A 20350-nucleotide genomic window follows, 5' to 3' on the forward strand; every position below is an offset into this window, starting at 1 on the left:
TTTTCTTACCCGTATGTAAACAGCAACAAAAAATGAACAAAAAGCCTTTAAGAATAAAGGTTCTAAAAATGTTAAGGGGGTCTGTGTGATTCAGTTTTTATTAAACGACACGCCAATAGAAATAGAAAAATATTCGCCTAGTTTCACCATTTTGGACTGGCTACGCACCAAAAAGGGTAAAGTTGGCAGCAAAGAAGGCTGCGCTACTGGCGATTGTGGTGCATGCACTATTTTAGTTGGTGAAGAACATACCGATGAAAATGGCCAGACTCATTGGCTATATAAAACAATGAATAGTTGTTTATTATTATTAGGTAATGCACACGCAAAACATATAGTAACAGTTGAAGCTGTTACCCCCTCTCTCTATCCAACTTTAAATGAACTGCATCCAGTGCAACGAGCTTTAGTTGAGTGTCATGGTTCACAGTGTGGCTTTTGTACTGCAGGTATTATTATAAGCTTACTTGCACTTTACATTAATAACTCAACCTACCCTGGTAAAAAAGCAGTCATACACGCTCTTGGCGGTAATTTATGTCGCTGTACAGGGTATAATCCAATATTGCTCGCCGCAGAAAAAGCCTACAGTTATGATCGAGCAGATGAAACATACTCTGCACTTGCGATTAAATTTAAAGCCTCTCTAACTGACAAGGAAAATGACGAGATTCCTTTTTTAAAAAATGGTCCTCGTACATTTTATTTACCACAAACAGCCAGCCAACTTGTTGAGCTAAAAGCAACAAATACTAATGCTCATTTAGTTACAGGCGGTACCGACTTTGCTATAGAGCTTAGTCAAAATCTATTATTACCTGATACCATTATTTCACTTAGTCAAACACAAGAATTAATGCAACTAACTGATAATAATGGTGAGTTACATATAGGTGCATCACTACCTTACAGTCTATTTATAGATACACTTTGTGGCTATTACCCTGAAGCAAAAGAACTGTTTGAACGTTTAGGTTCAACTCAAGTAAGAAATGGTGGCACATTAGGTGGCAGCTTAGGTAATGCTTCTCCGATAGGCGATCCGGCTCCTTTGCTTATTGCTCTTAATGCCAGAATGGATTTACTGTCAACTCGTGGGGTACGTAGTATCGACGTTGGCGACTTTTTTGTTGATTATCGTAAAACAGTATTAAAAGAAGACGAAGTTATTAGCCGTATCTATATTCCTAAACGCGCTGAATCCCTCAAGCTTGCCTGTCATAAAATTTCAAAACGATTTGAAGATGATATCTCAACAGTCTGTTTAATATTAGCAATTGAACATAAAGACAACATTATTACCAACGTACGCTGTGCAATGGGAGGAATGGCGGCAACGCCTAAACAGGCTAAGAATATAGAACAGCGACTGATAAATTCATCCCTTGAGGTAAGCAGCTTTATCAACGCAGCAGCGGCCATAAATGAAGACTTTTCGCCTATGAGTGATGTACGTGCCAGTGCATCGTACAGAATAACGGTAAGCAAAAACTTATTACAACGTATTGGTATTGAACTTTGTCACTCCATGGCAGCAGTAAATAGCGACCCAATAGCCATTACGAGGATTTCTCATGCGTCACTTTGAAATGGATAAATTAAAGTCACAAGGCGGTAGTGTCGGTCAATCTAAATACCATGAAAGTGCGATTAAACAAGTATGTGGTAGCGCTAATTTCGCCGATGACAATCCTGAACCGCAAGGTTGCTTGCACGCATATCCAGTACTAGCGCCTGTGGCGAGTGGCTTTATAAAGTCTATAGATACCACCAAAGCAGAGGCTCTTACTGGTGTTAAGCGTATATTTGGTGCGGATGATGTACCGGGCAAGCTCGATATTGGCCCTGTCTTTCCCGGAGATATTTTACTTACCAATCATGAAGTTCAATATCATGGGCAACCTGTTTTAGTGGTCGTCGCCGACTCCCATGAAACAGCACGCCGTGCAGCACGTTTAGTTGTTATAGAATGTGAGCAAACATCGCCTATTTTAGATATAAAAGAAGCAATAGATAAACAACACTGGGTTAGGCCTCCTCACTCACTTAACCGAGGTGATAGTGCTAACGCAATAAAAAGTGCTGCTCATCAACTAAAGGGTGAAATTAATATTGGGGGCCAAGAGCACTTTTACTTAGAAGGGCAAATAGCATTAAGTCAACCAGATCAAGATGGCGGCATGCATATACAATGCTCAACTCAGCACCCGACCGAAGTGCAACATTTAATTGCTAAAATACTCAACAAACCATTTAGCTTTGTCACAGTAGAAACCCGTCGAATGGGCGGAGCATTTGGCGGCAAAGAAACCCAAGGCGCACCGTGGGCATGCCTAGCAGCATTAGCCACTTACTTTTTAGGGTGTGCAGTAAAGTTGCGCCTAGCTCGCAGCGATGACTTTAAACTAACCGGTAAACGCCATCCTTTTTACAACCAGTACCATGTCGGCTTTGACGAAAATGGACTCATAGAAGGTGCGGATATAACCGTTAATGGCTTTTGTGGTTACTCACCTGATTTATCAGATGCGATAGTTGATAGAGCCATGTTTCACGCTGATAACGCCTACTATTACCCTGCAGCAAGAATTCAAGGTAATCGCTGTAAAGTAAATACCGTTAGCCACACAGCGTTCAGAGGATTTGGCGGTCCACAAGGAATGATTATGGGTGAGCTAATAATGGATGATATCGCCGCCAAGCTCGGTAAAGATCCATTAGAGATCCGTAAGCTTAATTTATATCGTCCTGGGCGGGATATTACGCCTTACCACCAAACTGTTGAACAACACATTTTAAAAGACATGATCACTCAATTGGAACTTTCGGGTGACTATTGGTCGCGAAAGCAACATATTAAACAATTCAATCAAAGCTCGTCAATAATAAAAAAAGGCTTGGCGATGACGCCGGTTAAATACGGTATTTCTTTTACAGTACAACATCTAAATCAGGCGGGAGCATTAGTTCACGTTTACAGTGATGGTTCTATCCACTTAAACCATGGCGGCACAGAAATGGGCCAAGGGTTAAATACTAAAATAGCACAAATTGTAGCCCATGGTTTCGGGATTAATTTTGACGCGGTAAGTATTAGTGCTACGCGCACTGATAAAGTCCCTAACACATCTCCAACCGCAGCTTCCAGCGGCACAGATTTAAATGGTATGGCGGCACTTAATGCGGTCGATACTATTAAAAAGAGAATGATTGATTTTGTTAGCCAGCACTTTACTGTCCCTAATGAAAGTATCGTGTTTAAAGATAATAAAATTACTCATGATAAAGGAGAAATAAGCTTCAAAGAGCTCGCCAACCTTGCATACATGAACCGTATTTCACTTTCATCAACCGGGTATTACGCCACCCCTAAAATTCATTACGATAGAGCCAAAGGCGAGGGACGACCTTTCTTTTACTATGCACATGGCGTAGCGATGAGTGAGGTTGAAGTTGATATTCTAACTGGCGAAAACACTGTAACCCGAGTGGATATACTGCACGACGTTGGCAGCTCTATTAATCCCGCACTTGATATTGGCCAAATAGAAGGTGCGTTTATCCAAGGCATGGGCTGGCTGACCACTGAGGATCTACAGTGGAATAACAAAGGTGAGCTTACGAGCTTCGGCCCAGCTAATTACAAAATACCAGCAATTGGCGATACACCCAGCGAATTCAACGTCAACTTATACAATTCAGCCAATCCAGAAACAACCGTGTTTCGCTCAAAAGCCGTGGGAGAGCCTCCCTTTATGCTCAGCTTCAGTGTCTGGAGTGCAATCAGAAATGCCGTCAGTAGTATTACTGATTATCAATACACAGCTCCACTTGATACGCCTACCACACCCGAGCGAGTGCTTGGTGCTATTGAGCGAACACAGCAGTGGCTAGAGGAAAGAAAATGAATCATTTAAACCAGTCTTTTCAAGGATTTCACACACAAAACTGGGCGCAGGCTATTGCACAGCATGAGCAAAGCGGGATTAATTACGTAATTGCCACTGTACTTGGCACTGTTGGTTCAACCCCTCGTGCTAGTGGGGCAAAAATGGTTATCAGTGGTGAACATATATACGACACCCTAGGTGGCGGCCATCTTGAATTTAAAGTTATTGAAAAAGCCCGTGAGTTGCTCGCAATAGGTGAGCCATCGCAAGCTATTGAAAAATTTAACTTAGGTGCAAACTTAGGGCAATGCTGTGGAGGGGCAGCCACTGTAATGCTTGAGTGTATGCAATGCGAGCGATTTACACTTGATATATACGGTGCAGGACATGTCGCCCAAGCTTTAATAGGTATTTTAGCACAGCTGCCTATGCGTATACGCTGGATAGACAGCCGTGCTGACGTATTTCCACAACATATACCTAATAATGTCATAAAAATCATTGATGAAGAACCCACGGAGCAGGTCAAAACAGCCCCCAAGAACACGTGTTATTTAATTTTAACGCATAACCACCAGCTCGACTTTGAGCTCACCCAAGCAATTATTAAGCGCGGCGATGCGCATTGGTTAGGCGTTATTGGTTCAGATACTAAGGCAAAACGCTTTGAACAACGATTAGCGCACCGCAACTTCACCTCAGAGCAAATTAGTAAAATGGTTTGCCCTGTTGGACTAAAAAATGTCACAGGTAAGCTTCCTATGGAAGTCGCTATTTCGATTAGTGGACAGCTTATTAACTTATATCAAGCACAACAGAGTCAATCACCCAAGCGTCAGGGTTTGCAGTGGCGTGCGTTAAAAAATGCATTAATTGGTGCTGATGAAACAATGACAACAAAAAGCGAATCACAAACATGAACCAAATAAAATTAAACCTATTTAATGAGCAACAAGCACAACAAGCACTTAGCCATTGCTGTGTAGCGCCACGCTGGATTGAAGGTATGTTAGCCGCACGTCCATTTACTAACCGTGAGCAATTACTTAGCACCGCAAATACGGTTTGGCAGCGCTTAGACGAAGACGATTACTTAGCTGCTTTTGAGGGACACCCGCAAATTGGAGACTTATCCACACTAAGCGAAAAATATGCTGCAACAGCAAGTAAAGCAGGCCTTGAGCAATCTGGTATGAGTCAAGCAAATACATCGACACTTGAAAAAATGATTACCTTAAATAATGACTACTTACATAAATTTGGCTTTATTTTTATTGTTTGTGCAACCGGTAAAAGCGCTGAACAAATGCTGGCGCTAATAGAGCAACGAATTAATAACAACCGCGCTGAAGAGTTACAAATAGCCGCTGGTGAGCAAGCCAAAATTACACAAATTAGATTAGAGAATTTACTATGAGCAAAAGCCCTATTACGACCCATATTTTAGATACCAGCACAGGAAAACCGGCAGCTAATGTGCCGGTGTCACTTTATCAGCAAGTTGACAAGCAATGGCACTTACTAACAAAAGGAGTGACCGATACGGATGGACGGATCATCGATTGGTTATCTCCTGACACGTCAATTAAGTTCGCCACCTATAAATTGATATTTGATCTAGACAACTATTATCAAAAGCAGCCTGTACCTGCATTTTACCCTCAAGTAGAGATCACATTTAGATTACAAGACTCTAAACACCATCATATTCCATTACTCCTATCGCCATTTGGCTTTTCAACCTACAGAGGAAGTTAACGTGAGTATCTTTAATAATAAAGACAGCAAAGTAATTTGTGGTGATATATTAGATTTCATAGACGATCCGGCAATTAGTGGCCAAAGCGCCCACCGCTATTTTGAACAGGGCGCGCTCGTTATTGAAAACGGCAAAGTAGTAGAGGTCGGCTTTGAAAAAGATATCTTGGCACACCTTGATGAGTCCGTAGACATAACTAGACATGATGGTAAATTAATAATGCCGGGCATGATTGATACCCATATCCACCTACCGCAAACTGAAATGGTTGGCGCCTACGGCGAGCAACTGCTTAGTTGGCTAACTGAATATGCATTTCCGACCGAAAAAAAGTTTGCAGATGAAAGTTACGCTCAAGAAGTATCAACAATATTTTTAGATGAGCTATTGCGCAATGGCACAACTACAGCGATGGTATTTGGCACGGTACACCCGCAATCAGTTAATGCTTTTTTTAGTGAAGCACAAAAACGAAACCTACGTATGATTGCAGGTAAAGTGATGATGGATCGCAACTGCCCTGATGATTTATCTGATAGTGCACAAAGTAGCTACGATGAATCAAAAGCGCTAATAGAGAAATGGCATAATGTCGACAGACTAAGCTACGCTGTGACTCCTCGCTTTGCCCCTACCTCAACACCTGAGCAGCTACAAAAATGTAGCCAGCTATTAACTGAATACCCAGACACATATTTACATACGCACTTGTCTGAAAACACAGATGAGTGTGACTGGGTTAAAGGGTTATTTCCCGATGCCGAAGACTATTTAGCTGTTTATGAAAAAGAAAACATGGTTCGTAAACGCTCAGTATTTGCCCATGGCATTCATTTATCCGATCGTGAGCTATGTTGTATAGCTGATAATGATGCCGCGCTCTCACATTGCGCTACATCAAACCTATTCTTAGGCTCTGGCTTGTTTAACTTAAAAGCTTGCGAAGAGCATAGCGTAAACGTTGGTATGGGCACAGATATTGGGGCTGGCACAAGCTTTTCCATGCTTCAAACCGCCAATGAAGCTTATAAAATACAACAATTACAAGGTCAAAAATTCTCTGCTTTTAAAGGCTTATATTTAGCAACGCTAGGCGGTGCTCGAGCCCTCGATTTAGAGGGCACTATCGGTAACTTTGCAACTCACTGCGAGGCTGATTTTATTGTTATTGATTACCAAGCAACCTCCTTTTTAAAGTTCAGAATCGGTCATACTAAAACACTACACGAAAAACTATTTGCAATGATGATGCTCGGCGATGACCGCTGTATTGAACAAACTTATATTATGGGTGATTGTGTTTATCAACGTGACTTAAACGACCCGTTTTCAGTTACTCAACCTCCTATACTTAAAGAGGCTTAACCATGGAAAATTACTTATTTGAGCTTGCTCACTTAATGTTCCGTTACTTTCATGTGGTTGCGGGCATTGCCTGGATTGGCGCTTCATTTTATTTTGTTTGGCTAGATAATAACTTACAAACCCCACCACAGTGGAAGCAAGACAAAGGTATTAAGGGCGACTTATGGGCTGTACACGGTGGTGGTTTTTATGAAGTAGCAAAATACCAAAATGGCCCCGAGAAAATGCCTAGCACACTCCATTGGTTTAAGTGGGAAGCCTACACAACATGGATCAGCGGCGTATTATTATTTAGCCTATTATATTATGTCGGTGCGGATATTTATCTACTTGATGCAAGCAAAAGTGAGTTAAGTAAATTTACCGCAATTGGCTCATCACTGGCACTTATTGCTCTAGGCTATGGCGTATATCGATTACTTTGTAAAAGCCCGCTGGTCGAAAAAGGCATCGCTTTTAGTATTGTTGCCATTGGTTTATTAGCCCTTTGGACATGGGGAATCGATCAATTATTTAGCGACCGCGCCGTATACATTCACGTAGGAGCGCTGATTGGTACCTGTATGGCCGGCAACGTCTATCACATTATCATGCCAGGCCAGCGCTATATGGTGAGTGAAATCGAAGCCGGCCGTATTCCGGACTCTGCGCCAGGTTTAAAAGCAAAGCAATGTTCAGTACATAATAACTACGCCACCTTACCTATTATTTTTATAATGCTCAGTAACCACTTCCCTTTCACCTACAGTCATGACCTAGGTTGGTTAATTCTCATTGCGTTATTTATAGTTGGTATGTGGATACGTCATTACTTTAATTTAAAACACCAAGGTGTTAATAAGCCATCTGTTTTCATTAGTGGTATCGGCGCGTTTTTAGTCGTGATGCTAGCCATTGCTCCATGGCCAAAAACAGCTTCTTCATCATCACAGGTTGGTAATACCATAACAGATGCTCAAGCATGGAATATAATTAATACCCACTGCAGTGAGTGCCATAGTCAAACCCCTCGCTCTGAGTTATTTCAAACAGCGCCTTTAGGCTTTAAGTTAGACTCAATTGAACAAGCTAAAAAAGTGAGTGCCCTTATTCATACTCGGGCAATTATTACTAAAGATATGCCCTTGGCAAATATGACGCAAATGACTGATGAAGAACGCCAAACATTAGACGCTTGGTTGTCTGCACTCAAAAAAGGATAATTATATGAGTAAATCAACTGAAGATTACCCAAGAAATTTAATTGGCTATGCAAACCAAGTTCCTCATGCAAACTGGCCTAACAAAGCACAGATTGCCATACAAGTAGTGCTTAATTATGAGGAAGGTGGGGAAAACTGTGTACTGCATGGAGATACAGCAGCTGAAACTTTTTTATCTGAAATAATCAACGCGCCACATGTTGAAGGGCGCCATATTAGTATGGAGTCTATTTACGAGTATGGTTCGCGTGCCGGCGTTTGGCGTTTATTAAAATTATTTAAAAAGTATGATATTCCCATTACCTTATTTGCTGTTGCAATGGCACTAGAGCGCCATCCTGACGTAGCTAAGGCCTGCGTAGAAGCTGGTCACGAAATAGCCAGTCACGGCTTACGTTGGATTAACTATCAACATATCGATATAGAGACCGAACGCGAACATATGCAACAGGCAATCGCGATCATTACAAAACTCACAGGCCAGAAACCACAGGGTTGGTATACCGGTCGTACGAGTCCCAACACCGCAGCATTAGTAGCTGAAAACGGCTCATTTTTATATGACGCTGATGATTACAGCGACGACCTCCCTTTTTGGAGCACCAAACAAGGTAAGCCACAGTTAATCGTCCCATACACTTTAGATGTGAATGACATGCGCTTTGCCGCAGCTCAAGGATTTAATGCTGGGGATCAGTTTTATAATTACTTAAAGGATACCTTTGACACCCTATATCAAGAAGGCTCATCAACAGGTGAAAATAAACCGAAGATGATGTCGATTGGTTTACATTGTCGAATTGTAGGTCGCCCAGGGCGTATTCAAGCCTTAGCGCGTTTTTTTGAATACGCTCGTTCGTTTGAAAATGTATGGTTTGCAACCCGTTTAGACATTGCCAAACATTGGCATGAAACTCACCCTTATTGTGAATGATATCAGTATCCAAACTACCTTAATATGTAGAATTCAGCGCTCCACAGATCTCTTAACATCAAGGCATCACTTTACAACAAGAGTAGGTCGTTTTAGTTAAAGCGGCCTACCTTTATTTCTCTTACCCAATAAATAAGCATCACGAAACCGGATAAAGTGATCTTCCAGTTTTTTTCTCGCATCGTCTTCACCCGCTAGTGCTAAAACCATAATGCCCACCTCTGCCGTACCGAGCTGGTGTGCGTGAGGCGCAATACGTAAGCGATAGTCAGAGACCTTTTCTGGCGAGATAGATAGGACGGGGAAATTATCTAAGTATGGGCTTTTTCGTATCATCTTTTTAGCTTCACGCCATGTACCATCTAAAAAGATAAATAAAGGCTGTTTACTAGGGGCAACTTTAACCTCAGTGATCACGCGTTCAGGCTCTACATCACTGGCAGGGAAAATAACAACCGGCTGATACTTAGGGTTATTTAACAGCAACAACAAGTCAGCATCTGGCTGCGTTCTATCCCAGCGAAAGGCATAGTTATCAGGTATTATTTCAGCAATTAAACGCCCAGTATTAGAAGGTTTAAAGCTTTCATTGTGATACATTAATAAACATACCGCAGCGTTACAGCGGGCTTGCTCTATCCCCTCACAAATACAGTAATGCTCTGCCAACAAACAGCGCTCACAGCGAACCATCTTCCCACCACGGGCATTAAACTCACGACGAGATTCACTTATTTGCTGTGCACGTAATGCAAGTACCGCGTTTTTCACTGTTAAAACCCTATAAATTCCCTAAAATAATTCCCGCCTAGTGTAGCGACTAATAACAATAAAATCTTATTTTTTGCGTATAGTACAAAACAAACTAAAAAGCCGATACACATAGCTGAAGTGACCCCATAAAGTTAGACTCATTTCTAAGCGGCAGCCAAGGCCTGATTTCGATATTGTATCGGACTCAGGCCTTTTAGTTTCAGCTTAATACGCTCATTGTTATAATAGTGGATATATTCTTTGATGTTTTCAATGAGTTCATTCGCGTCCTTGAACGTTTCGTTGTGATACATCTCGCTTTTCAGTATGGCAAAGAAATTTTCAGCAACAGCGTTATCTAAACAGTTTCCTTTTCTAGACATACTTTGTTTTAACCCTTTTTCTTTAAGGTGCTTTTGATATTGCTTGTTTTGATATTGCCATCCTTGGTCTGAGTGTACTATCGGCTTCTCGTTCGGCTTCAACTTAGCCGTTGCGGTTTTAAGCATGTCAGTTACCAAGGGAAGCGCAACGGATTTTCTTACTTCGTAACTGATTATCTCTTGGTTGAATAAGTCAATCATAGGCGATAGATATACCTTCTCATTATCCACTTTAAACTCCGTCACATCCGTTACCCATTTTTGATTAGGCTTCTGCGCAGTAAACTCGCGGTTAAGCGTATTTTCTGCGATTTTACCCACTTCACCTTTGTAAGATTTATAGCGCTTAGGCCTTACTTTTGACTTAAGGCCTAACTCATTCATTAGACGTTGAACGCGCTTATGATTAACGAGTACCCCCATTTTTCTTAGGGCACTCGTAATTCTGCGATAGCCATATCGCCCTTTATGCGTGTGATAGATATCACGTATTTTTACGAGTAAATCACTGTTGGCGCAGGGCTGCTCACATGTAGTTCGATGATAATAGTAGACACTCTTCGCCAACCCCGTGGCCTTTAATAGATGTCGTAAGCTATGTTTTGCCTTGAACTCTTCGACGACTATCGTCTTGTCTTTGCTTTTTTCTTTCTGGCTTGAGCCAAGGCTTCTAACTTTTTTAGCACATCATTCTCTGCTCGTAAGTATGCTAACTCTTCTCGTAACTCCTCCTCAGTCATTTGCTCTACTGGTTTTGATGAAGAAGAATTATTTGTCATGGTTGGCCTACCTTTTTTCTGTGGTTGGAGACGGGATATACCATCGCGAGCATAAAGCTTTTGCCATTGAAAAAGAATACCTGGGGACGATAAATCGAAGAACGCACTGGTATAGCTGAGTGACCAACTGTTAGCTGCCATCGATTTTAACACTTCTATCTTAAATGCTTGAGAATAAGGTTTGTGAACAGACCTGAAGCTTTCAGCGCCATGAATTCGATAAACAGCGGTCCAATATCGGACCTGCCTTTGTGTAACATTAAATCTATTACCTATCGCCAGAGAGCTTTCAGATAAAGCGAACTCAGCTACTTTGAGCTTAAAAGCTCGATGATGTTTGGACATAAAAAGACCCCCAGTAATTGGACTGTCCAACTATTGGGGGTCACTTCATAGCATCGGCTTTTTAGTTTTCGGCTCAGATTAATAATCTAATCCTTACCCTAGGTAACTTTTTAACTCGTTAACTAACCAGCATTACGCTGACGCATCACTTCAAACAAACATACTCCTGTGGCTACAGACACATTTAAGCTTGATACAGTGCCAGCCATAGGGATTTTTACCAGTAAATCGCAGTGCTCACGAGTTAAACGACGCATTCCTTCTCCTTCAGCCCCCATCACTATAGCCATTGGTCCGGTTAAGCTCGCATCAAATAAATGAGTGTTTGTTTCACCGGCAGTGCCCACCACCCAAACACCCGCATCTTTAATTTCACGCAAAGTACGCGCTAGATTAGTAACCTGAATAAGGGGGACGGTTTCAGCCGCACCACAAGCAACTTTACGCGCTGTGCCATTAAGCTTGGCTGATTTATCTTTAGGTACAATAATTGCGTGAACGCCTGCAGCGTCAGCACTACGTAAGCATGCTCCTAGATTATGCGGATCGGTAATACCATCAAGCACCAGTAAAAACGGAGTATCTTCACGGGCAATGATCACATCAAGATCTTTCTCATTAAACGTTGGTGCTGCTTTGACGTTTGCGATTACACCTTGATGCTGCTCACCTTTAGCTTTGTTATCAAGCGCTTTACGCTGCATAAACTGTACTGAAATACCAAATTTACGTGCCTCATTAATAATCGGGGTTAAGCGTTTATCATCGCGACCTTTAAGGGCATAAACTTCTACAAAACGCTCAGGCTCTTTAGATAAAATTGCTTCAACAGAGTGAAAGCCAAAAATTAATTCATTACTCACGTATTATCTGCTCCTGAGTTATTACTTTTGCGGGCGTTTCTTCCGGGCCTTTTCGGCTTTTTAACAGTCTTTTTCTTAGTTTTTTTTGTGGTCCCGCCGTCAGTCGCTTTAGCTCGACTGGCAGGCTTCTTTCTACCTTTACGAGTATCGGAGGCTTTACCTTTATGGCCACGCGACTCTTTGCCGTCGATTTTCTTTCCAGGTACTTTACCGGATTTCAGTTGCGAGCGTACACTAGCCGGCGCATGTCCATCTTTGTCATTATTACGGCGGCGTGAATAACGATCTTGCGCCACATCGCCACTTAAGGTTAAGTTTATACGGCGTTCGTCTAAGCTAACCGAGGCCACTTGAACAGTTACTTTATCACCTAAACGGTAAACTTTATGGGTTTGCTCACCAATCAAACAGTGCTTTGCGCCATCATGCTGAAAATACTCATTGCCTAAATTAGTGACATGGATTAAACCGTCAATTTGTAAATCATTTAGGCGAATAAACAAGCCAAAGTTAGTCACTGAAGAAATAACCCCTTCAAACTCATCTCCAACATGGTCTTGCATGAACTCGCATTTAAGCCAATCAGCTACTTCGCGGGTCGCATCATCAGCCCGGCGTTCAGTGGTAGAGCATTGCTCACCTAATTGGTCAACTTCGTCATCACTGTAAACATAGTCACCGGAGGTTTTCATGCCTTGCGCTTGTAAGATACCTTTAATAGCGCGGTGCACAACTAAATCAGGGTAGCGGCGAATTGGTGAAGTAAAGTGTGCATACTCACCCAGCGCTAAACCAAAGTGCCCGATATTATCAGCTTGATATACCGCTTGCTTCATTGAGCGCAGCAGCATCGTTTGAATAAGTTCAGCTTCAGGCCTGTCGCCAAGCTTTGCCAGTACATGGGTTATTTCTTTCGGTGTTGGTTCATCACTCAATGTTGATTCAATACCGAGCTCAGATAAAAACTGTCTAAAGTTACCAAGCTTTTCACCGTCGGGTTCATCATGAACACGATAAAGCGTACTGGCTTTGTGTTTTTCTAGCATTTTAGCCGCAGATACATTGGCTAAAATCATACATTCTTCAATCAATTTATGAGCGTCGTTACGCACCACTGGCACAATAGATTCAATTTTACGCTGAGCATTAAATACAAAACGAGTTTCGAGAGTTTCAAACTCAATTGCACCGCGCTCTTGACGAGCTGATTTAAGCGCCATGTACATTTGCTGTAAATCAGTTAAGTGCGGTACGACATCAGCGTATTCTTTACGTAGCCTTTCGTCGCCTTGCAAAATAGCATTGGTTTTAGTGTAAGTTAAGCGCGCGTGGGAGTTCATTACTGCTTCGTAAAAACGATAGCCAGAAAGCTTACCCTCATCTGATACCATCATTTCTGCGACCATACATAAACGATCAACATCAGGGTTTAATGAGCATAAACCATTTGATAAAACTTTAGGCAACATCGGTATAACTTGCTCAGGAAAATATACTGAGTTACCACGTTCAATCGCTTCTTTATTCAACGGTGTGTTCATACCTACATAATGCGATACATCGGCAATAGCTACCCATAAGCGCCAGCCACCCGATTTGTTACGTTCACAATAAACGGCATCATCAAAATCGCGGGCATCTTCACCATCAATAGTAACTAACGGTAAGTCACGTAAATCAACGCGGTTTTGTTTATCGGCTCCTTCAACAAACTCGCCAAGGTGAGCAACTTGTTTTTCAACTGCTTCAGGCCAAACATGTGGAATATCATGGTTACGCAGTGCCACTTCAATTTCCATCCCCGGGGCTAAATGCTCACCAAGTACATCAATTACTTTACCTACTGCGTTCATATTGCGGCTTGGGTTTTGGGTAATTTGCACTTGTACCATCTGATTATGGCGCGCACCGTTTTCAGTGCCTGGTAAAATAACAATATCTTGCGTTATCCGAGGATCTTCTGCCACAACCACGGCAATGCCGTGCTCAACAAAATAACGGCCAACAATAGGCGCACGTTCATTAGTGAGCACCTTTATAATACGTGCATCACACTTACCGCCAGAACCACGTTTAGTGCCTTTAGCTAGTACAATGTCACCATGAAGCACCATATTCATTTGATGCTTGGCAATGAACCAGTCTTTACTTTCGCCTTCAACTTCTAAAAAGCCAAACCCATCTCGGTGACCAATTACTTTACCTTTCGTAAGTCCTGCTTCGTCAATTAAGGCGTAACATTTAAACTTAGTAAAGTAGAGTTGACCATCGCGTTCCATAGCACGTAAGCGCCGCTTAAAAGCAATCTGACGCTCGTCATCATTTACCGCCATTTCTTCGCATAATTGCTGGAAATTGGCTGGTTTTGCACGGTCTTTAATATGAGTAAGTATAAACTCACGGCTTGGGACAGGATTTTCGTACTTTTCTTGTTCTCGACTGAGATTGGGATCTTGGTTTGACATTCACTATCTTGTTAATTGGTTATGTTGTTATTTTAACCCATAACCGAACAATGAGACAGGCAAAAGCTATGAAACTTTTAATAAAGCCTATTTGGCAGTCATAAACTGCAAAATTTAACGTTATAACCGCCCTTTTTGTTTGGCTATACGTGCTGCATCAACTCGGTTGCTGGCATTTAATTAAGCGATAGCCTCTGATAAATAATTACGTACAGTGCCCTCACTTAAATATAACCTTGCGGCGATATCAGTAGTTTTCAACCCATCACCACTAAGTTTTAATGCTTTTTCTTCTTTATTTGAACGGTGGTTCGTTACCTTCTAAAGCACTTAAACAAGCTCAGGCGCTATTACTTTTTGTTCTGTATGATTTTTTTAACGTTGTAATCAAGTAATCACTCGATGCTTATTTTAAAACGACCCCTTTTACCTAAGGGATCCCCAGAAATAATCATTAAGTTTCAATTACATCACTCACATCCATATTTTTCCAATCGAGTTTCACTACCACCTGTACGAAATAGGCTAGCCCTTCCAAATAATCTCGCCGTCGCAGTTTAATGGACTGTTTTTTGAAGTATCGCAGCCCAACAAATGCCCATGACACTACTCGTCTTTTTTTGGTTGAATTAGCTTGAAAAGCGCCTGTCTTTCCTGCTTTGTCTATCACTGCCCCCAGCATCATTGAGAACCAATGAACCAGAGTTGCGAGCAGTAAAAGTATGTCTAATCGATTGAGTTTGTTCGTTCTGTGCAGATCTGAGCCTAAGCCGAATCTAACACTTTTTTGATCTCGAAACCCTGCCTCTATCTGCATTCTCATACCATATAGCTTGAGCACTTTTTCGAGAAAATGGTGCCTTTTTGGAAGTGAAGAAACGAGTAGCCAAGGCTCTTTATAACCGCGTTCTTTATCTCTTTTTAATAACTTATGTCCCTTGCCAACCAACACTGCATGCGTTTGATATTTTGCACTTTTGGTCAGCTCGGTCGCGCCAAGATACTGGCTCTTACGTTGATTGCTCTTGAATAGTGACTGGCATGGAACAAACTCATCGCTGCCCTGCGTTTTCAAGTGTGCCGTACCTCGAACTCGGCTAATATAATGCCAGTCATTGTTTCGCACGGCTTTGAGCCAAGGAACTTTAAAGCCCGCATCCGTAACAATAACGGGCCGACAATCACTCGGCAAGATCAGTTTGAGCATCTTCAAGAACCGTTTTTGTACTTTTGGGCAATGATATTGAAAGCTGAATGCACTTTCCTGGTATAAGGTCAAAGAGCGACCTTCACTGACAATGCTAGCACGCAGAATACAGTATTTGGTTTGTGTATCTGCATGACTCCAATCAACCAATATGACGGGATGCTTTTCAGTGACCACAAAACGGCTTAAGCGAACATAAACCGATGTCGATTCACGCAAAAGCTCGTGGTTATTGAGTAGTCGATCAATACGCTTAATATCATGTTTTTCAGTTGTTTTTGAATCCAAATTGCGACCAATAGATGTCAAGGTGCATTGCTGACAGTGCAAAAGAGATTTAACGGCAGCGACTAGAGTATTAAATCTGGCTTTATGAATAGAGTTAGGGGTGACAGCGCGGAGCATATTGTGCAAAATAGTAGACGCATTCATGGTGTTTAGTTCTGTTGTTTTTAAGCGATTCATAAGATCACAAAACACCATGAATGTTCCCTCACTACCCATATTTTTTAACACTATTAGTTCATTGATATATAAAGGCTAATTTTGGGGATACTTTAGCCCTTTTACGCCATCCGCCATTGAACGACGAATATACCCACCCCGTGAAAACCCTCTCTGTCAGACTAGTTGTCGCGCTTAATATTCAACCATTAAACAGAGGGCGTGGAGTAACAATGAAACATTATTCAGCGCAAAGCAAAGAGTCGGCTCTTCAGAAGATGATGCCTCCAAATAATATAGCAATAGCCCAATTATCAATCGAGATGGGGATTGGTGAATCAACCTTGTATAATTGGCGAAAACAAGCAATTGATAAGGGGCATTTAGTGCCAGGTGATGGAAAGAATGCTGAGCAGTGGTCATCAGCAAATAAATTCTCAGTCGTGTTGGAAACAGCCTCTTTAAATCAAGCTGAGTTAGCGGAATATTGCCGAGGCAAAGGTCTTTATGTGGAACAAGTATCGGCTTGGCGAAATGCGTGTATAGATGCAAACGCTAACGTTAAAGAGCAAGAAAAAGCCTTCTCCACCGAAACAAAGAAAGATAAAAAACAGATCAATCAATTAGAAAAGGAGCTACGTCGAAAAGATAAGGCACTCGCTGAAACCGCAGCACTATTGGTGTTAAGAAAAAAAGCAAATGCGATCTGGGGGGAAGCCGAGGACGAATGATCCTCGACTCAGCTCGCATTCAAGCAGTTAAACTAGTTAATGAAGCTGTGAGTTCTGGTGCGCCAAAGTTTAAAGCTTGCCGTGAACTTGGGATCAGTGTCCGGACGTATCAACGTTGGACTGTTGACGGGAACATAAAAACAGATGGTAGACCAATATCTCAGCGCCCTGAGCCAAAAAATAAGCTATCAAAAGCAGAGAGAGATAACATATTAGCCATCGTTAATAGCGATGATTTTAAGAGCTTACCACCAAGCCAAATCGTCCCTACATTAGCAGATGAGGGTATTTATCTTGCTTCTGAATCAACATATTATCGTGTTCTTCATGAAGAAAAACAGCAAAACGCTCGCGGACGTAGTCAGATAAAAGAGAGAAAAGTACCGACGACACACTGTGCTACAGGGCCAAACCAAGTGTGGTGTTGGGATATTACTTGGTTACCAGGCCCCGCTAAAGGGCTGCATTTTTATTTATATTTGATACTCGATATATTTAGTCGAAAGATTGTTGGATGGGAAATTCATGATGACGAATCAGCAGAAAATGCATCAATATTAATTAAGAAAGCTCATTTAAAAGAAGGAGTTAAAGATAATCCTCTGGTACTGCATTCGGATAATGGAAGCCCAATGAAAGGCTCATCAATGCTTGAAACACTTTATAGTTTAGGTGTCGTGTCGTCTTTTAATCGTCCTAGGGTGAGCAATGATAATGCTTATGCTGAGTCGATATTTAAAACGTGTAAATATCGCCCTGACTATCCGTATAAAGGGTTTTCAACAATTGATGAGGCGCGTAGTTGGGTGTTGAAATTTAGCCACTGGTATAATTTTAACCACAAACATAGTGGCATCAAATACGTCAGCCCACATCAAAGGCATTCAGGATTAGCGGGTGACATATTGGCTAATAGAAAAGAAGTTTATCAAGGTGCTAAAGATGCTCACCCTGAGCGCTGGAGCGGTAATATCCGTAATTGGGATTTACCAAAAGAAGTGTACTTAAACCCTGAACAAAATAGTGTCAAGGCTGAGAGTGCATAACGTAGTGATCGCGACAACTAGTTTGACAAACACCGAAAAGTAGTTATTATCACAACGTTTATACTCGGAAAGTGACTACTAAGCAGCTCGACCAAAGCTTAGTAAAACCATTAGATTGCTTCATAGCTGGTGCCCAAACTACTTCATAAATACCTGCGATTAATAAACCAATCAACGCGGCACTATTCATATTGGCTCTCAATTTAATTTATCTAACTCAATACATTAACTATCTCTTTTAATAACCGTTGAGTGTAGTGTAAATTGTCATCTATAAAACGGGCACTTATCACAACTCTCGATACAAAAAACGACACAATTAGTAACTTTGATTTTAACTCAAGTGCTAATATAAAAAAGGTACATGTATGCATATGCAACCACAGCAGCAAAGTTTAATGTATTTACACATTGCTGTACTTTTATTTGGCGGCACTGCTTTGTTTGCTAAATTAATCAATCTCAATGCGTTGGATATTACTGTATATCGCAGTGCTGTTGCAGGCTTCGCTATTTTATTGTTACTGCTTGCGCAAAAGAAATCAATTAAGCTTACTAACAGTAAAGATTACGCTGTCGCACTTTTTTTAGGCGTCACGGTGGGACTACATTGGGTGACTTATTTTGCAGGTATGCAAATGGCTGGCATCACCATCGGCATGATTGCCTTTTTTACTTACCCTGTTATCACCGTGTTTATTGAACCATTTTTTCACGCTAAAACCCCTAAAATAAAAGATTTACTTAGTGCGCTTATAGTCATGCTTGGTATTTGCTTGCTCGTACCATGGAGTAATTTTGGCGATGAAGTAACTCTTGGTATTGTGACTGGAATTCTATCCGCTTGTTTATTTGCATTTAGAAACATCATTCATAAACGATACTTTAGCCAATATTCGGGCCCGCAAACGATGCTCTACCAGACAGGGGTAGCAACGCTGTTGTTATGCGCCTTTATTGAAGTGCCGATAATGCAAGTATCACATTATGATTTAGGCTTATTAGTCGTAGCTGGCGTTATTTTTACAGCAACACCGCATTCGCTATTTGCAGCAAGTTTGCAGTACTTATCAGCTTCCACTGCAGGGCTTATATCGTGTTTGCAGCCACTATATGGCACCTTTTTAGCTTTTTTATTGCTACATGAACAACCTTCATTACTGACTTTAGTCGGTGGAGCTTTAGTCATTAGTGCAGCATTTTACGAAACATGGTCAGTTACACGGAAACAGAAATAATGATAAAAGTATTCGCCCATCGCGGCGCAAGTGGTACTCACCCCGAAAATACTCAAAGTGCCATTAAAGCCGCCGTCGAAGTTGAAGTAGACGGTATTGAAATAGACGTACAAAGCTGTATTGATGATTACATGATCATTCATGATACATGGCTCGATCGCACCACCAGCGGGCGTGGTAAAGTAAATAAGTTAAGCCGAGAACAAATTCAACAATTTGATGCCGGAAAAGGTGAGTTTGTACCAACTTTACAACAAACTATCGATTGGATTGACGATAAAACGATACTTAACTTAGAGCTTAAGCATACTTTTTCTTTAGATAAATTTGTGGAGCTAATTGAAGAGAATGTGGCTGACAATAAACTATCTCGTAACAACCTGTTGGTGTCTTCGTTTGATCATCATCAATTAATGTGGCTTAAGCAAAAGTTACCTTGGGTGAAAATTGGCGCGTTAACGTCATCTATCCCCATTCATTATAGTGAGTTTGCTGAGCAGTTACATGCGTTTAGTATTCACATAGACAAAAACTTTATTAACCATGAATTTGTTGCTGACGCAAAACAACGTGGTTTACAAGTTTATGCCTACACAGTTGATAAACAAGAAGACATCGAGCTGATGCTTGATTATGGCGTGGACGGTATTTTTACCAATTATCCGTGTAATACCAAAATGATTTTAAACTCGCTCTAAATCAGTGAAGATATTAACTTCTTGTGACTTACCTAAACTATCTAAAAATGCTGAGTTCAGCATTTCACAGAGGCTAATATCAAGGCGTTACTTAGTAAAAATGGCAGTGCCTTTTAAGAAGTAATACCGAAGAGAGTGAGTACCTGTGAAATTCCCAAATAATTGGTTTAAAAGTGATTTATACTGCATTATTGGTTTTAATAAGAAATAATCATACTCTGCAATTAATACCTGCCTAAATCGCTTTT

The 20350-nt window shown here is 41.3% G+C and carries 18 protein-coding genes and 1 pseudogene; 11 read left to right on the forward strand and 8 right to left on the reverse strand.

What is annotated here, in order from left to right:
* Nucleotides 1-85 precede the first annotated feature (85 nt).
* Genes xdhA through puuE form a run of 8 tightly spaced genes read left to right on the forward strand, consistent with a single transcriptional unit; the run spans nt 86 to nt 9150 of the window.
* A complete protein-coding gene (xdhA, locus tag ACT3S9_RS12750) occupies nt 86-1588 on the forward strand; it encodes a xanthine dehydrogenase small subunit (RefSeq protein WP_441836593.1) in 1503 nt (500 codons plus the stop codon).
* Nucleotides 1575-3908, forward strand: coding sequence for a xanthine dehydrogenase molybdopterin binding subunit (xdhB, locus tag ACT3S9_RS12755; RefSeq protein ID WP_444750959.1), 2334 nt, complete (start codon nt 1575-1577; stop codon nt 3906-3908). Before xdhA ends, xdhB begins: the two co-directional genes overlap by 14 nt.
* Nucleotides 3905-4810 carry a xanthine dehydrogenase accessory protein XdhC gene (gene xdhC / locus ACT3S9_RS12760; protein ID WP_441836374.1) on the forward strand — a complete coding sequence of 302 codons (906 nt, stop codon included), beginning with the start codon at nt 3905-3907 and terminating at the stop codon, nt 4808-4810. The genes xdhB and xdhC overlap by 4 nt, the downstream gene beginning before the upstream one ends.
* Nucleotides 4807-5307, forward strand: coding sequence for a 2-oxo-4-hydroxy-4-carboxy-5-ureidoimidazoline decarboxylase (gene uraD, locus ACT3S9_RS12765; RefSeq protein ID WP_441836375.1), 501 nt, complete (start codon nt 4807-4809; stop codon nt 5305-5307). The genes xdhC and uraD overlap by 4 nt, the downstream gene beginning before the upstream one ends.
* Nucleotides 5304-5648, forward strand: coding sequence for a hydroxyisourate hydrolase (uraH, locus tag ACT3S9_RS12770; RefSeq protein ID WP_441836376.1), 345 nt, complete (start codon nt 5304-5306; stop codon nt 5646-5648). The genes uraD and uraH overlap by 4 nt, the downstream gene beginning before the upstream one ends.
* A gap of 1 nt (nt 5649) precedes the next feature.
* The gene (guaD, locus tag ACT3S9_RS12775; protein WP_441836377.1) at nt 5650-7014 is read left to right on the forward strand and encodes a guanine deaminase; all 1365 of its coding nucleotides are present in this window, start codon (nt 5650-5652) and stop codon (nt 7012-7014) included.
* A gap of 2 nt (nt 7015-7016) precedes the next feature.
* Complete coding sequence (locus ACT3S9_RS12780; protein ID WP_441836378.1) at nt 7017-8216, forward strand: urate hydroxylase PuuD; 1200 nt, start codon at nt 7017-7019, stop codon at nt 8214-8216.
* A 4-nt stretch (nt 8217-8220) separates the two neighbouring features.
* A complete protein-coding gene (gene puuE, locus ACT3S9_RS12785) occupies nt 8221-9150 on the forward strand; it encodes an allantoinase PuuE (RefSeq protein WP_441836379.1) in 930 nt (309 codons plus the stop codon).
* Nucleotides 9151-9246: 96 nt separating this feature from the next.
* Here the strand turns inward: puuE and ACT3S9_RS12790 are convergent, their stop codons facing one another.
* The 7 genes and pseudogenes from ACT3S9_RS12790 to ACT3S9_RS12820 all read right to left on the reverse strand — a co-directional run bounded on the left by ACT3S9_RS12790 (nt 9247) and on the right by ACT3S9_RS12820 (nt 16410).
* Complete coding sequence (locus ACT3S9_RS12790) at nt 9247-9921, reverse strand: tRNA-uridine aminocarboxypropyltransferase (RefSeq protein ID WP_441836380.1); 675 nt, start codon at nt 9919-9921, stop codon at nt 9247-9249.
* Nucleotides 9922-10067: 146 nt separating this feature from the next.
* Entirely contained in the window at nt 10068-10913 is an 846-nt protein-coding gene (locus ACT3S9_RS12795) for an IS3 family transposase (protein WP_444511517.1), read from the reverse strand.
* Complete coding sequence (locus ACT3S9_RS12800) at nt 10910-11410, reverse strand: transposase (protein WP_444750828.1); 501 nt, start codon at nt 11408-11410, stop codon at nt 10910-10912. The genes ACT3S9_RS12795 and ACT3S9_RS12800 overlap by 4 nt, the downstream gene beginning before the upstream one ends.
* Nucleotides 11411-11532: 122 nt before the next feature.
* The gene (gene rlmB, locus ACT3S9_RS12805; RefSeq protein WP_441836615.1) at nt 11533-12273 is read right to left on the reverse strand and encodes a 23S rRNA (guanosine(2251)-2'-O)-methyltransferase RlmB; all 741 of its coding nucleotides are present in this window, start codon (nt 12271-12273) and stop codon (nt 11533-11535) included.
* Nucleotides 12270-14738, reverse strand: coding sequence for a ribonuclease R (gene rnr / locus ACT3S9_RS12810; RefSeq protein WP_441836614.1), 2469 nt, complete (start codon nt 14736-14738; stop codon nt 12270-12272). The genes rlmB and rnr overlap by 4 nt, the downstream gene beginning before the upstream one ends.
* 180 nt (nt 14739-14918) lie before the next feature.
* Nucleotides 14919-15168: pseudogene (locus tag ACT3S9_RS12815) on the reverse strand (LuxR C-terminal-related transcriptional regulator); the annotation flags it as partial.
* A gap of 24 nt (nt 15169-15192) precedes the next feature.
* Nucleotides 15193-16410 carry an IS4 family transposase gene (locus ACT3S9_RS12820; protein WP_444750800.1) on the reverse strand — a complete coding sequence of 406 codons (1218 nt, stop codon included), beginning with the start codon at nt 16408-16410 and terminating at the stop codon, nt 15193-15195.
* A gap of 212 nt (nt 16411-16622) precedes the next feature.
* Here ACT3S9_RS12820 and ACT3S9_RS12825 point away from each other — a divergent pair.
* Nucleotides 16623-18166, forward strand: a protein-coding gene (locus tag ACT3S9_RS12825) for an IS3 family transposase (protein WP_225736794.1) whose coding sequence is annotated in 2 segments (ribosomal slippage) — nt 16623-17076 and nt 17076-18166 — 1545 coding nt in all. Because the reading frame shifts where the segments join, the coding sequence is not laid out codon by codon here.
* A gap of 58 nt (nt 18167-18224) precedes the next feature.
* Here the strand turns inward: ACT3S9_RS12825 and ACT3S9_RS12830 are convergent.
* Complete coding sequence (locus tag ACT3S9_RS12830; RefSeq protein WP_441835834.1) at nt 18225-18356, reverse strand: SMR family transporter; 132 nt, start codon at nt 18354-18356, stop codon at nt 18225-18227.
* A 184-nt stretch (nt 18357-18540) separates the two neighbouring features.
* Between ACT3S9_RS12830 and ACT3S9_RS12835 the strand changes: the two genes are divergently transcribed.
* On the forward strand, nt 18541-19404 hold the full coding sequence (locus ACT3S9_RS12835; protein WP_441835846.1) for a DMT family transporter: 864 nt from the start codon (nt 18541-18543) through the stop codon (nt 19402-19404).
* Complete coding sequence (locus ACT3S9_RS12840; protein WP_441835835.1) at nt 19404-20102, forward strand: glycerophosphodiester phosphodiesterase; 699 nt, start codon at nt 19404-19406, stop codon at nt 20100-20102. The genes ACT3S9_RS12835 and ACT3S9_RS12840 overlap by 1 nt, the downstream gene beginning before the upstream one ends.
* The last annotated feature ends 248 nt before the right edge of the window (nt 20103-20350 follow it).

The sequence above is a fragment of the Pseudoalteromonas sp. AOP31-A2-14 genome, from assembly GCF_052378035.1.
GTDB lineage: Bacteria > Pseudomonadota > Gammaproteobacteria > Enterobacterales > Alteromonadaceae > Pseudoalteromonas.

Excerpts from the sequence above, each read along its gene's own strand:
- ACT3S9_RS12800 (WP_444750828.1), bottom strand. The coding sequence starts at position 11,410 with ATGTCCAAACATCATCGAGCTTTTAAGCTCAAAGTAGCTGAGTTCGCT.
- uraH (WP_441836376.1), top strand. The coding sequence starts at position 5,304 with ATGAGCAAAAGCCCTATTACGACCCATATTTTAGATACCAGCACAGGA.
- ACT3S9_RS12830 (WP_441835834.1), bottom strand. The coding sequence starts at position 18,356 with ATGAATAGTGCCGCGTTGATTGGTTTATTAATCGCAGGTATTTATGAA.
- ACT3S9_RS12820 (WP_444750800.1), bottom strand. The coding sequence starts at position 16,410 with ATGAATCGCTTAAAAACAACAGAACTAAACACCATGAATGCGTCTACT.
- puuE (WP_441836379.1), top strand. The coding sequence starts at position 8,221 with ATGAGTAAATCAACTGAAGATTACCCAAGAAATTTAATTGGCTATGCA.
- ACT3S9_RS12840 (WP_441835835.1), top strand. The coding sequence starts at position 19,404 with ATGATAAAAGTATTCGCCCATCGCGGCGCAAGTGGTACTCACCCCGAA.
- ACT3S9_RS12780 (WP_441836378.1), top strand. The coding sequence starts at position 7,017 with ATGGAAAATTACTTATTTGAGCTTGCTCACTTAATGTTCCGTTACTTT.
- uraD (WP_441836375.1), top strand. The coding sequence starts at position 4,807 with ATGAACCAAATAAAATTAAACCTATTTAATGAGCAACAAGCACAACAA.
- xdhC (WP_441836374.1), top strand. The coding sequence starts at position 3,905 with ATGAATCATTTAAACCAGTCTTTTCAAGGATTTCACACACAAAACTGG.
- rnr (WP_441836614.1), bottom strand. The coding sequence starts at position 14,738 with ATGTCAAACCAAGATCCCAATCTCAGTCGAGAACAAGAAAAGTACGAA.
- xdhB (WP_444750959.1), top strand. The coding sequence starts at position 1,575 with ATGCGTCACTTTGAAATGGATAAATTAAAGTCACAAGGCGGTAGTGTC.
- ACT3S9_RS12835 (WP_441835846.1), top strand. The coding sequence starts at position 18,541 with ATGCAACCACAGCAGCAAAGTTTAATGTATTTACACATTGCTGTACTT.